Annotated in this window: 17 protein-coding genes; 5 read left to right on the top strand and 12 right to left on the bottom strand. The window is 56.8% G+C overall.

The window, feature by feature from the left end; all coding sequences use genetic code 11:
* Positions 1-58 precede the first annotated feature (58 nt).
* The 4 genes from M1D87_RS27680 to M1D87_RS27665 form a co-directional block, all read right to left on the bottom strand.
* Positions 59-322: a hypothetical protein gene (locus M1D87_RS27680; RefSeq protein WP_023662257.1), complete on the bottom strand. Its 264-nt coding sequence runs from the start codon at positions 320-322 to the stop codon at positions 59-61.
* A 34-nt stretch (positions 323-356) separates the two neighbouring features.
* Positions 357-581: a hypothetical protein gene (locus tag M1D87_RS27675; RefSeq protein ID WP_024717770.1), complete on the bottom strand. Its 225-nt coding sequence runs from the start codon at positions 579-581 to the stop codon at positions 357-359.
* A 136-nt stretch (positions 582-717) separates the two neighbouring features.
* Positions 718-966 (bottom strand): hypothetical protein, encoded by a 249-nt coding sequence (locus M1D87_RS27670; RefSeq protein WP_031325018.1) that lies wholly within the window; start codon positions 964-966, stop codon positions 718-720.
* 11 nt (positions 967-977) lie between these two features.
* Complete coding sequence (locus M1D87_RS27665) at positions 978-1,241, bottom strand: hypothetical protein (protein WP_023662259.1); 264 nt, start codon at positions 1,239-1,241, stop codon at positions 978-980.
* A gap of 204 nt (positions 1,242-1,445) precedes the next feature.
* Between M1D87_RS27665 and M1D87_RS27660 the strand changes: the two genes are divergently transcribed.
* Positions 1,446-2,177: a hypothetical protein gene (locus M1D87_RS27660; protein WP_024717771.1), complete on the top strand. Its 732-nt coding sequence runs from the start codon at positions 1,446-1,448 to the stop codon at positions 2,175-2,177.
* Between the two features lie 101 nt (positions 2,178-2,278).
* On the opposite strand, the gene M1D87_RS27655 is transcribed toward M1D87_RS27660, so the two are convergent.
* The 3 genes from M1D87_RS27655 to M1D87_RS27645 form a co-directional block, all read right to left on the bottom strand.
* On the bottom strand, positions 2,279-2,584 hold the full coding sequence (locus M1D87_RS27655; protein ID WP_144000594.1) for a hypothetical protein: 306 nt from the start codon (positions 2,582-2,584) through the stop codon (positions 2,279-2,281).
* Positions 2,581-3,435 carry a hypothetical protein gene (locus M1D87_RS27650; protein WP_144000593.1) on the bottom strand — a complete coding sequence of 285 codons (855 nt, stop codon included), beginning with the start codon at positions 3,433-3,435 and terminating at the stop codon, positions 2,581-2,583. Before M1D87_RS27650 ends, M1D87_RS27655 begins: the two co-directional genes overlap by 4 nt.
* Positions 3,436-3,516: 81 nt before the next feature.
* Complete coding sequence (locus M1D87_RS27645; RefSeq protein WP_190295225.1) at positions 3,517-3,981, bottom strand: hypothetical protein; 465 nt, start codon at positions 3,979-3,981, stop codon at positions 3,517-3,519.
* Between the two features lie 508 nt (positions 3,982-4,489).
* Here M1D87_RS27645 and M1D87_RS27640 point away from each other — a divergent pair.
* On the top strand, positions 4,490-4,981 hold the full coding sequence (locus tag M1D87_RS27640) for a hypothetical protein (RefSeq protein ID WP_169739406.1): 492 nt from the start codon (positions 4,490-4,492) through the stop codon (positions 4,979-4,981).
* Between the two features lie 50 nt (positions 4,982-5,031).
* Here M1D87_RS27640 and M1D87_RS27635 read toward each other — a convergent pair whose 3' ends face one another.
* Positions 5,032-6,090 carry a tyrosine-type recombinase/integrase gene (locus M1D87_RS27635; RefSeq protein WP_023662265.1) on the bottom strand — a complete coding sequence of 353 codons (1,059 nt, stop codon included), beginning with the start codon at positions 6,088-6,090 and terminating at the stop codon, positions 5,032-5,034.
* A gap of 256 nt (positions 6,091-6,346) precedes the next feature.
* On the opposite strand from M1D87_RS27635, the gene M1D87_RS27630 reads away from it, so the two are divergent.
* Positions 6,347-7,207 (top strand): hypothetical protein, encoded by an 861-nt coding sequence (locus M1D87_RS27630; protein WP_031325020.1) that lies wholly within the window; start codon positions 6,347-6,349, stop codon positions 7,205-7,207.
* Between the two features lie 96 nt (positions 7,208-7,303).
* Here M1D87_RS27630 and M1D87_RS27625 read toward each other — a convergent pair whose 3' ends face one another.
* Positions 7,304-7,963 carry a hypothetical protein gene (locus M1D87_RS27625; RefSeq protein WP_023662267.1) on the bottom strand — a complete coding sequence of 220 codons (660 nt, stop codon included), beginning with the start codon at positions 7,961-7,963 and terminating at the stop codon, positions 7,304-7,306.
* Between the two features lie 354 nt (positions 7,964-8,317).
* Here M1D87_RS27625 and M1D87_RS27620 point away from each other — a divergent pair, with 354 nt between their 5' ends.
* Positions 8,318-9,199 carry a FitA-like ribbon-helix-helix domain-containing protein gene (locus tag M1D87_RS27620; RefSeq protein ID WP_023662268.1) on the top strand — a complete coding sequence of 294 codons (882 nt, stop codon included), beginning with the start codon at positions 8,318-8,320 and terminating at the stop codon, positions 9,197-9,199.
* A gap of 177 nt (positions 9,200-9,376) precedes the next feature.
* Here M1D87_RS27620 and M1D87_RS27615 read toward each other — a convergent pair whose 3' ends face one another.
* Entirely contained in the window at positions 9,377-9,862 is a 486-nt protein-coding gene (locus M1D87_RS27615; protein ID WP_023662269.1) for a hypothetical protein, read from the bottom strand.
* 126 nt (positions 9,863-9,988) lie between these two features.
* On the opposite strand from M1D87_RS27615, the gene M1D87_RS27610 reads away from it, so the two are divergent.
* Positions 9,989-10,561 (top strand): hypothetical protein, encoded by a 573-nt coding sequence (locus M1D87_RS27610; protein ID WP_023662270.1) that lies wholly within the window; start codon positions 9,989-9,991, stop codon positions 10,559-10,561.
* Between the two features lie 94 nt (positions 10,562-10,655).
* On the opposite strand, the gene M1D87_RS27605 is transcribed toward M1D87_RS27610, so the two are convergent.
* The gene (locus M1D87_RS27605; RefSeq protein WP_023662271.1) at positions 10,656-11,450 is read right to left on the bottom strand and encodes a hypothetical protein; all 795 of its coding nucleotides are present in this window, start codon (positions 11,448-11,450) and stop codon (positions 10,656-10,658) included.
* Positions 11,451-11,533: 83 nt separating this feature from the next.
* Positions 11,534-12,043 carry a hypothetical protein gene (locus M1D87_RS27600; RefSeq protein WP_039614965.1) on the bottom strand — a complete coding sequence of 170 codons (510 nt, stop codon included), beginning with the start codon at positions 12,041-12,043 and terminating at the stop codon, positions 11,534-11,536.
* Between the last annotated feature and the right edge of the window lie 73 nt (positions 12,044-12,116).

Genomic DNA, 12,116 nt, shown 5'->3' with positions numbered 1-12,116 from the left:
TTCGAGGGTGTCGGTGTAGCAGTTAAGCTGTGCTGGTGAGTCGCAAGAACTCGGCCGACTACGTGCGCCGAGGTGCCTCCGTTACGTTGTCTGCCGGAACTGGAATGCCGTAGTGCTCGGCATCGTGATACAGCGTCGAGTTGGGGTTGAGGAACGACAGATCATCTACGACCCAGCGACCACCATTGCTCCCCCCTACGAGGTAACAGCATTTGGTGCCGGCAGGTACGTCAACCTGGTAAACGGTGCGGCCTACCTTGAATTCGACTGAAGCGGCGTTGATGGTCTTGCCCAGTTTTGCGACAGGGGTGCGGGTGCTCATGTGTATCTCCTGAAAGGCGTTTTTTGCTGGCAGATCAATAAGTGAACAAGTCACCCGCCGAACCATTGCCGTTGTTGAACTTCGTACCGCGAGGCACCTCGAACCAGCTGTAGCCGTTGTAAACCTCTAACTTCCCGTCACACACACGGGCTTTGAAGTAGCGCTCACCCAGCTGCGGGTGGTAGGCGTAGATACCCGCCCCCTTCAACAGGTGATCCTGAATCTTGTTGCGTGCTTGAATTGCGGTGAGAGTGGCCATCGCCTGCTCCATACATGTGAGGTGCCGGGGCACCGTGCCGCCATCAGGCGTTGAACTTGCCTAGGGAGATGCGTTTCATGCCCGCGTAAATCCACAAGAAAAAACCCGGCGCTTGGCCGGGTTGGATGGAGCGTTTTTAAGCGTGTAGCTGGTAGCTACCCGTTACCTTGGTGCCGCGCATGGCGCTGTAGTAATTGACGCGTTCGATAAAGGGGATGGCCTTCAACGCGGTTGAACAGAAGCCATGCGTTGAACGAATGGTTTCCAGCGTGTCTCCGGTTGATAGCTCCCAGAGGAAGATGGTGCCCCCATTGGCATGAACTGCTGCTTTGCGGGTGATCTGGGCGCCTTTCATCAATCGCGAGGCTTCGATGATGGGATGCATACCGCCACCCGTCACTTAGCTTTCGCGTTGGCGACGAACGATTCGAGCTCCTTGACGGTCGACCCGAAATTAACCTTCTCGCACAGCACTTCGATCTCTTGGGTTGACAGGGGGGTGAGCTGACCGGCGTTGCTTGCGATATCAAGCAGGCCGGGAGCTGCAGACGCACCACTCCGGAGAAACTCCTGGTAGTGGCGAAGTGCAGCGAGCATCGTACCTTGCTCACGGTCACCGACCAGAACTGCAGTTTGAGTTGCTTGGATTTTCTGGGACATGCTGATCTCCTGGATGAAGCAGGTCTTGCGATGACCTGGTCCATGGAGATGTTGAGCATCGAGCAATAAAGTGGAGGGAGGTATGAGTGGCAGCGGGTGAGAGCGGTGGAGACCGCGATCTCGACTAGGCCGGCGATCGGCCCGCGGGGCAAAGGCAAGCGTCAGTGCTTAAGTTAAGTAGGTGCCAAGAATCGAAACAGGGCCATGGCTAAAGAAAAGCTGATCACCCGAATATCCGAGATCGCTGAATCACTCAACGAGCGCCAGCGTGCCTACCTCATTGTGGCGTATGACGAAGACCAGCGAGCCGAGGAAGTGAACTCTGGGCCAGGCTCCGCTCCAGCGAGTCAATGGCGGTGGCTGGAATATGGTCCTGACGGACGGGTCCGAAAGATGACGTACGACGGCCCATTACGATACGCACTCGCTGAAATGAAGCTGGTCGGTCATGGCGCCGGCTCAACGTGGCACTCCCTAGAAAACCGAGGATTGTTGAGCACGGATCACCGGCCGATAGGCATGGGCGACCTGCTCTCTCTATTTGTCAGGCTCACAACTGACGGCAGGAGGGTAGCCAGGGTGCTCAAAGGCCTGCCAATGCAGAAGTCTAAAATTGACGCGGCCAGCAAGCCGATGTCGCTTACTGCCCTGCGCATTCTGCACCAGGGACAACAGCAGCCCACTGAGTACCTCGATCCGTTCGAACCATGGATCGGGCGAAGCTACTATCCCCCTCCCCTGGTCGTGCTAGGCATCGCCCGTGGACTAGCGAACAAGGGGCTTCTGGTAGCTGATAGGCGAAAGCTCAGCTTCAAAATCTCCGCTGCGGGCTTGGCTGTCGCGATCGAGGAGGCTGAAAACTGGAAGCCGTTCGCCCGGCCGGCATATGGTGAGCCAGGCTGGATCGAGGATGTATTGAGCAAAGTGCGGTCATAGCTTGCTCATGCCTGGCTCTGATCATTGGCAAACGGCTCGACAGATTTACGAATCAGATTATGGGCAGCTCCATCAGCGTCTATGAGTGCAAGAGCGCCATTTCACTCACCTTGACCGGAGCCGCCGTCTTCAGCAGGTTGATGCTGTACCGTCATTGGGAGCAGTACCGCCAGCAGCTTCCACACTATGATTGTTACTGCCACGCCAACCACGAGACCAAGGCTAGCTCGCACCAACAGTGTCCAGTCGTTGGGCCCATTCAAGAGTTCACCAGGCGCCAGCAGGGACGAAATACCCAGCAGCTCATTGAGCTCTGTCGGGTACACGAAGATGCTGCAGATTAGCACTGCCCAAAATCCGACTTCGCCGGCCGTCTTTCGCGCACGCGAATATATTGAACTGGTCATGGAGACACCTTGCTCTGCCCTGCCTCGGCTTCGAATTCGGTAAGCGCCTTGGCGTACATATCAGGATGCTGTTTGTCGAAGGCCGGCATATGCTCGGTTTCAACCCACTGACCGCGGACCTCGCCTTTAGCTAGCCACGGTCTCTTACTACCTGACGGCTGGGTCCACGCGCTGACGCCAATGCCGAATGACGCGATTTGTTTGGCGGTAATGAACCCTTGCTTGCGCATGAGGACCACTACTTTCAGTGCCGATTCTTTCCAGGGCGTGAGCCGCAAAGGTGATGGAACCCCTGCTGGCAGGTTTGTAACAATGGAGGGTACTCGGCAGCGCTCTGCAGGCGACCAGTCGAACATGCGTTCATCAGAGGCAGCACTGCGTTCTGCGTAGAAGAGCCGATGATCAAGTCCGAACGTGTGCACATAGCCCTGCGCTGTCCATGATTCATAGGGGCAGAGTACTTTGACACCAAGCCGACGGAGCATCTTGGCTATGCCGGCACTGGCATCGGTAATTTTGCTGACGATGACCAGGCGATGATCTGGCCCCGGGCTTTCCCAAAAATCGTCCCCGTGGTTGGGCAGGATCTGGTCGGCGACTTTGGCATTCAGCGAAAGCTTCGCCTCGACGCCAATTTGACGGCCATCGTCGTGCACCACCAGCACATCGAACCCCGCCGCTTCGGGGTAACACGTCCACCCCGGGATCTGGTTGAACTCTTTGATGAACACCTCGCAGAGCGTCGACTCTTTGCTGATGGTTGGAGGCTTTTCCCGGCTGATGGGCTGCATGCTGAGCTCGGCATGCTCCCGACGCTGCTGCTGTTGCTGGGAGAGTATGGTGGCCATCATTGTCCCTCTTGGATGGATGCAGGTGTTGGCCACCTGCAAGGTCCGGATTGCGAATTCGGTGGTTATGAGAGCCTGGTGAGCTCAATCTGCGAGCGTTGCTCGGAAGCCTGGCCAGATGTACCGGCACACCAAGACTTGAAGCGCCTTGGCCAGTGCGAGCATGGCTACGCTACACGCAACACCAGCCCAACTTTTGGCTTGCTCCGGCGCAGGCGGCCATATCTGATGGGTAAACCACTCAGCCAACACCAGAGCTGCAATGGCCACCAGCAGCACCAGGATTGTTTTTAACTTGCCTATCCGGATTCGGAACCCTCTGGTACAGAAAAAGGCCAGGAAGAAAGCTGCGGTTCCCCAGTCGCTCATTAGAGCTGCGCCGGCGGGGCCGCCGACCAACATACCCAACACGGTGCTGATGAGGTGATAACCGGCAATGAATGCCGCGAGTGCCGTGTAAGGGCTCCCCCCCTGAGGTTCGGAGATCTGATCGGAGTAGAACAGCTTCATGATTTGACCCTTGCTGGAGAAACAACGATTGATGGTCATCGGTGAGGTCAGGTCATACTGACTCACCCAATAACGCGTATCTATACGTCGAATGATTTTGAATGCTCGGTTTGCGTTTGTCTATTCCGATACTGTCAGTATACTGCGGGCCATGATGGGTGCGTATCAGGTGAGCATTGTGGTGGGAATCTCCCGAAATTCCGGGCTTGCTACCCACTGAACGCTGCGCCGGAGAAATTTATAGTTTCGTGTTGCAATGGCGCGATGTTCCGTGTTTAATAGGCCTCATGTAGGCGATCAAGCCTCAACCGACCCAATCTCCTGAAAGGCTGGGAAAATCAACCGAAAGGTTGAACTTGCGACCACAAGGCCCGCTACTTCGTAGTGGGCCTTGTGGTTTCTGGCGTTCGTGTATCGGGCGCGTCTCTCCCGCCGGGCCTGAGTGTTATAACGCGAACACATACGTCGCTTGTATTTTAAATGATATCCTGTGCGGGTTGGTCATGCGGCCGACCATTAGTCCCCTTTAGGAGCACAGGATATGAGCATGAGCGAGAAGCAAGTCAGGGCGGAGGTCAACGGTGTCGGGGTGGGTTCTCTCTCGATGGAGAAGTACCAAGAGATGCGAAACCGCGTGCGGCGAGATCCTCGGACGTACGTCAAAGCCCTGATCGTTGTGATGAGCGCTTTGACTCGAACTCTGCGGGGAGCTGTTGCAGCCCTGCCAGCGGCCGTTATGGGCGTGGTGCTGCTTGCGGTCTTGTTGGAGCCCGAAGCATTCACCAGTACCCTCGCAGCATTGCAGACTGCTAGCCCTGCCGACATCACCGCGGCGCTGACCAGAATCATTGAGCTGGCGCGGTACGTGCTTGCTCCCCTGATCGGCCTCGTCGCATTGGTCTCGGCCTTCCGTGAAGTGCGGGATGCCTACCATGAGGATATTTGCCGCGAAGTCCGCATCGCCTTGAATGCGTCAGCCGTTGGCCACGTGTGCCTCAGCGTGTGCGACGTGGAGGCCGAGGCCCCTCAGTCCGCGTAAGCGTCTGCTGCCCTTTGGGCGGAGGTGATCACGCCTCTGCCTAGCCCCACTTACTCCCCCTGTTCTGTGCCTTTGGTGGTCTGCCGCCACAGCTTCCAGGACTCATAAAGCCTCTCGGCCGACACGGGCTGTGCAAAGCCCATCCACTCCGCCACCAGGGCCGGCGTTTCCCCTCTTTCGAACAGCTCAGCCGCAAAGGTATTACGCAGGGTCTGCGGGCTCGCTCGATGCTCAGGATCGCGAATGGCCTTCACCCCGGACTCGACGATCACGGCCTCGGTGATGCGGTTCACCGTCGACGGGTTGATCGCGGTGATTGTCCGACCGTTCTTGATCACTGGCGTGATGTCGCTGGGAAACACCAGGTCACCTTCGGTACCAGCCTGCAGGCGGATGTGCAGCCAGGTGGCCAGGGCCCGGGCGGCATAGTCGAATGGCTTGGTCCGGTGCTCAAACTTCGAATCCGCATAGGAAAGGGTGATCCACGGGGCGGCCTGTGGGGTGATGCAATTAACAGTCAGGCCAACAATGTCCTGCACCTTGAGACCAGCCCCGACACATAGGCCCACCATGGCCCGGTCCCGCGCCTCGCGCCAGCGGCCCCGGTCGTTTTGCGCCGTCAACGGCGCCACCAGGAGATTGGCAAGCAACTCAGCCTCCTGGGGCCGCAGAAAGCTCGTGGGGAGGTTGCCGTCAACATCCTTCCATTTGACCCCTTCAGCCCTCAATGCCTGCGCCGCGGGGTTCAGGAAGCCTGGCGCTTCCCTTTCCTTGAAGAGGTCGGCCAATACGCGCTGGATGAGCTTACGGTAGCGGTCGCGTTGCGGCCTATTGTTCACTCGCTTTTCGTTCTTCTCGATCTCCGGGGTTAGGCTATCGAGGAAGTCTGAAACATCGCTTGCATCCACTTCGTCTAATTTAATGCTTTTTTGCTCAATCCAGTCGACGAATCGGCCCCATTGCGCTCGGTACACCTCCGCGGATGACACTCGGATGCGGGCAGAGGTGCCCCTGCCCGCCTGCTGGCTGATCCAGTGGTCAAATGTCTCCTTGGGCCGTTCATTCCAAGAAGGATTGTCAGGTTTGAAGAGGTCTTCAGTAGCGCTCATGGGCGACTCCGGTGGTACAGGATGGACGGGAGCTAGGTCGGCCTGCTTTGACTGTTAATTGCATGTCCGTGGAGTGTAGTGGAGAACATTTGTACTCGTCTGGTTTTTTCACTGCCAGAATAGGGTCAAGCGCCGGCGCCGGGAGTGCGGGCCGAGATTGACCGGCGGCGTAAAGCGCACAGAACAAGGGAGGGGGGGGTATTCGTGCGTGTTTCACATCCCTGATGGCAAGTTCAACTACTTTCAGGGATCCACCATGACCAACGCGCTGCTCTCCGGCTTCATTGATTTGCTGAAAACTGCCTCCCACGTGCAGCTGATGCTGCCTGGGCTCACCACGCTTTCCACTGCGGAGATTGAAGAAACTGATTCAAGCATTACTCAGGTTCGCCTGCTGTGGGGACAGAACTGCGAGACCCTGTTGTCGCCAGCCGTAATCGCGGCCGGTCAATGGGACGGTGATACGTTCAACTGCTCCGATAACTACGGTCGGCCTGTGAAACTGCAGATGCTGGCAATGACAACGCTCAAGCCCGCGGCCGCTACGTCCAGCGAGCTCGACCGCTTGTTGCGCGATGTGCTGGTCGAAGGCCTCAGCCGACAAAAGTCGGAAGGCACGCCCATGCGCAATGCGCTGCAGGTCGCTGTCTGGGAAGGTGCAAGTTCGGTGCGGCGGTTGTTGTTCCCGCAGATGCTGGAAACGCTGTCCCATCTCCAGGACGTTGTCCTCAATGCGATAGCACAGGGGGCCTGGGACTGGGACCTGATGCCGCAACTGCGTAATCAAGTAACAGCTGCACTCGCGGCCGATTACGGTACCGAGGTCACTTGGAGCCCGGATAACGTATACGATCACCTCGATAGCGGTGAGATCCTGGATTACTTCTCGGATCTCCGGAAACGCACAGATAACCTTGACGACGAATCTGAGCTTGTGTGGCGAGTCCTGGTCTTGGCGGTCAACCTGCTGGAGAAAAAACAGCTCCATGAGCTGCTCCAGGGGCTACGCCGGCGACTGGAGAACACTAACGACGACATGCGGGAGCTGTGCCCGTTGCCGATCGACGACTTGCTGCGACTGATCGCAGACCCTGAGGCTGCTGCCAAGAGGGCTTAACGCTCCGCCCTGCCCCGACCACGTGTCGGGGCTTTTCATTGGGAAAAAGAAAACCGCCAGCCCGTAGGCCAGCGGTGGGTGGAGCGTTGAGTGGGGCTATGCCGATTGCAGCACATAGCGTTTCTGCGGGATAAGCACGGTCTCTTCGACGACGTTCAGGCTCAGCAGGCTGATGAAGGTTGCTCGAACATTGTCACAGGCACGATCGAATGCCTCGACAACCTCAACACGGCTCGCCAGCTGGTCCAGGGACCATTCTTGGAAGTCCTCTTCCTGGTCCAAAGATTGGCCAGAGACTCGAAGAGTTCTAGGTGGGTGCCGGAAGTTGTGGCGACCGGCTTCTCCCTCAGCGCCGCAACGGCCGCAGCGATTATTACCCTCGGTACAGGCTTGGTAATTGCGCTGGGAGCAGCTTCGGCAATAGGAGTGGTAGCCGGTGGATTCCCATTGGCTCTTCACGAGCACCAGGTAACCATTCGATCGACCGTTGCTACTGATGGTGTATTCCCCGTTCATTTCGACGACGAAGTCCTCGATCACCAACCGCAGTTCGTCCCAGAAGTCGACGTTGAGTAGCTCATAGGCTTTCTCCGCCAGCTCTGGATCCAAGCCGAGGGCATGGAACTTCACGCAGTGAGCGTAGCTTGTGGAGCGATTCCAATGGTTCATGGTGTCGTAGCGATAGTGGCCAGCCAAGAAGCTGATCATCGCTTGCCGATCGGTGCGGTCAACTGCTGCTTTTTGGAAATGTTGCATGGGGGAATCTCCTGTTGGCTGTATGACCGGAGATGTGCAACACAGGGCAGTAAACCTGAGGCAGGCGCATTGAGGGTAATGGGACTGGGCTTCCCCAACCCCGGACCACAACGGCATTTGCCGCAGGGTTACCCATGCCACCTTGATAAGCCCTCAATACGGTGCAAGAGAGGTTCGAGAAGGTGGCCAGCGGATGTGGTTGGGCAGGATACCCCCCTTTTCCAGGCCTGGCAGCCCCACGAAAATCAAATTACATCAAAAAGCCCTCTTTTTGACCGCATTTTTTGTGTATAAATGACGCCATAATGACGTCGTTATGGCGTCAGTGTAGGGTTTCATTAGGAGGCGTTGGTTATGGCTAGAGTCGGAATCCGGGATTTGCCGGACCACATTTACGAAGCAATTTGTGAGTCAGCTGAGAAAAACAACCGCTCGATCGAGGGGGAGGTTCGAGCAATTCTGCAAACCTACGTCTCTACCTTGGAGCCTGAGCCTGCACCGAACCAGACCCTCCGGCAGATCTGGCAGAAAGGTGTAGGTGATCGCCTGGACCTGCTGTTTGCACATTTGCGCAAGGACCAGGTCTTCTTCCCTGGCCACGCTCCCACACTGGCTGGTATCGCCCGCCTGATTGGTGAGGAAACCCCTGCTCACCTGCTGGATTGCCTTGATGGGATTGCTTCTCCATCTTTCGACATGCTCGATCGCGTAATAGCTTGGTCGAGCGGCTCACAGGACTGGTTGGAGAGTGGTGTGGGGCCGATGTTTCCAGCGAAAAACATTGGCAGCGAGTACAGCGAGTTTTTCCTGTACGAAAGGGACAGCAAAGAGGTCACCTTCCACCTGTTGCGCGTCTGTGGAGGACGATTGGATGGAATGATTTTGTGCGTCCGGCACGATCGAGCCAAACAGGCCTATGCCACTGGCTTCATCTACGAGCACTTCAACCTGAAGCGCGGTATGGGCGCTGGAGGACATGGCAATCTGCATCGGTTCATCCGGTTTTTGAAGACGAACTGCGGGGACCGTATCCTAAAGGCTTATCGGTATGAAGAGCCTGAGAAGAGCACCGAACCAGGCGCACATCACCCTCAGTATTATCTTCGTTTGGCAAGCGAAGCGGACTGGCTGCAAAAGTTGTTTGCAGGTGAAGATCCAGCAGACTGGCTGGAAGGGAACAGATCGGCCTGGAAAGAGATTGCCGAGTTATCGTTCGGCAACGGCAAGGTTGACTGATGACAACGATTTCTTGCCTGAATGCCCGTCGTGGTGGCTGATTTTGGGCATACCGCAGCATCGCCAAGATAGCGGCGCGAATTCAGTGGTGTCGCGTAGATGTGAAAGCCTACCCGCTCGGAGCTCATTGTGCAGACGAAAAAAACCCGGCAGCGCCGGGTTCGTAGGGTTGACTGCTTACGCTTGCGGCGCCAGCAGAGACTCAAGGTATTTACGATCGCTGGCGACCATCGCATCGACGCCCTGCGAGATGACCGTAGAGAGCGCCTTGCCGGCGATCAGCTGTGAGTTTGCATTACCGTTGAGTTGCTCCTGTGAGCAGCGCTCAAAAGCTTGCAGAATCGACCGGATATTGCTCAACGACAACCGGCCAACGATGGCAGCCAACACCACGGCAACCAGAGAGCCGGTTGCGGCTACCGGTTGAACGACTGCAGGCGCTGCCTCTACTGGTTGAGCCGTGCCTCCTTGGTGAAGCGGGCCGCCACCCCGGGCCGCCTCTGTCATTGCGGACAGGTGGAGCGTGACCATGTGTAAGAGATCGTTATAGCTGTCCCCATCAGGGGATACTTCCTTGTCGTTGAGTTCCTGGTCATACGCATAGACGTCGCTCAGGAGTTTTTCCACTGCTTGCAGAGAGATCTTGGAATCGTTCGGGCACATGAGGGCTCACCAAATGTTGGTTGTTAACTGACCCCAGGAGATGCTGCACACGCCCCTACAAATTCCTTTCTACATGCTTGTGGTGCATCTCCTTGCATCATGAAAAGCCTTTCAAGGAGAGACCCCATGCAATTTCAACCAGCGTTCGAGCAAATGCGTGCCATCGTTGAGGCGGATGACTGCCTTCTTCAGTCATACAAACAAGACTTTTACCAGTATGACCTGGATCACCTCACCAAGACTGGAACGGTCGGCGGTCGTTACGTCTGGGTCATCCGCGAAAACGGCACACACCTGGCGTCGCTCAGCCTGCATCCCAAGCTCACTGAGTTTGTGGAGTGCGCGCTCGACATGAAGGAGGCTTTGCAGGTATTCGAAATCACCCTGCAGAAAGATGGCTCTGCGACAATCAAATCTATCTCCATCGAGAAAGCGCGTGGCTTGTTGCGGCACCAACACTATGAGTTTGAGGGGCGTCACATCAAGCGAGGCGGTCGCCTCATCGCTCTGGTTGACATCGAGACGCTGTACAACCGCGGTCAATACGGCGGCACCGTCAGCTTCACCTTCGATGAGGAGCCGAGCGCTGATGAGAAAACTCATTTCAATCAAATCGCTTTGTGCCTCTTCCAGCAAAAGGCGCATAGCTTGTTTGCGTGTATGGACTCCGTGTCCTATGCCACTCGCAGCTTCGCCTGAGGCATCAACGTAACACCCCACCGCTGGCCACCAAGGTCAGCGGTTTTTTTTGGATAAAAAAACCGGTCACAAGGACCGGTAGATAACGCTTGCTTCAGCGACAAGAGAGCATGGCCATACGGCTAAGCTCCTTGCGTTCACGCAGTTGCTGGTTGTTGTACGGCGCTACCTCGCGAAGGCCGCCCAGGTCATCGAGGCGGACCAGGTAACTTAGGTATTCATCATTGGGATTCGACCAGAGGTGATGTAGCCGCTCGTGGTTCAGCACATGTGCCTTGAACGCCTCTCGACTCATTTCTCCACGGCCTAGCGCGACCTGCAGTTTCGAGTACGCTAGGTAGTCTGGGCGCCAGCTGAGAGGGATCACGCACAGCGTGTGAGGCACTCCAACCGAGTCAGGCCATACCGAGGGAATAGTCGCCAGTTGTGCCATGTTTAGGCCCGCCTCTTCTGCCGGCGCAACGATGGGCGAAAGTTCAAACCCTCCCACGTCATACCAAGCATGGCCCGTCGCTGAATAGGCAGCCTCACTGATCGGTGAGGTTGGTGCACAGCCGTAGACCAGCCAGCTATGAGAACCTGGCCACTGGCGGATGAATCTCACCATCATGGTGCCGCCGGCAACGGGCTTTCGCCAGATGCTAGCGCGCAGGTGGTAGTCGATATTGTAAGGAGCAAGGTCCGCAGGTAGATCAGCATCGATGACCGTGTCGAACACCTCAAACCCATTGGCGCCGATGTGTGCCAGGTAACCTGATCCCTCGGCGATATCGAACGCGATGTCGAAGTGAAGCACGCCCACAAGAGCCGTCCCCCCTCCTCCGGTTAAGCGGAACACAATGCGGCCGTGAGGCTTGTAACTGTGGTTGAACTGTACGGTGATGGTCATCTGAACCCCTCTTCTTGGTCACAGGGGATGCTTTGCAGCGCCCAATAAAAAACCCACCGCAAGCGGTGGGTCAGGTGAAGCGTTTAGGAACTGAGCAGGTAGTCCCCGGCAATGACAGCGTTTGTAGACAGGCCCTGCGAAGGGATTTCAACACGTCTGGTGCCGTCGTCGATCAGATCAGCAAGCGTTGCGGCAAGTTTGCGCACGACAACATCGTTGACCGTTTTGACAGCCACCGAATGGCCCTTGTCCTGGAGCAGGATTTTGAAGCCTGTATCGTCCGAGTTGTGAGTGATCACCAGAAAGCCATGCAGCTTGCTTGTGTTCACATTCACCTGCAGCGCGGGGCGGCGGGCGAGCCGTGAATCATCGTCGCAGTCACGCAACAGGATGAAGTCGGGGTTTGCGCCAGCATCGAGCAGCATCTGCCAGATTGTGCGATCGTTGTCCGGGACGCGAAGCACCTCCACCAGCTCGATCAGGCGCAGAAGCCGGCGCGAGCGAATCGACTCACGATCGATCGGAAGCTTCGACTGGTTGAAACCGTCATTGGTGTCCGCTTGAGCTACGGCTTTTACAGTTTGGGTTTGCATTGCTTGATTCTCCTGATTGGTAGCCAGGTGTTGCGAAGACCTGGTACCTCAGGAATGCGTTACACGCCTGTGT

It is taken from the genome of Pseudomonas sp. SA233 (genome assembly GCF_054792385.1).
This window is presented reverse-complemented; position numbering and strand designations above follow the sequence as displayed.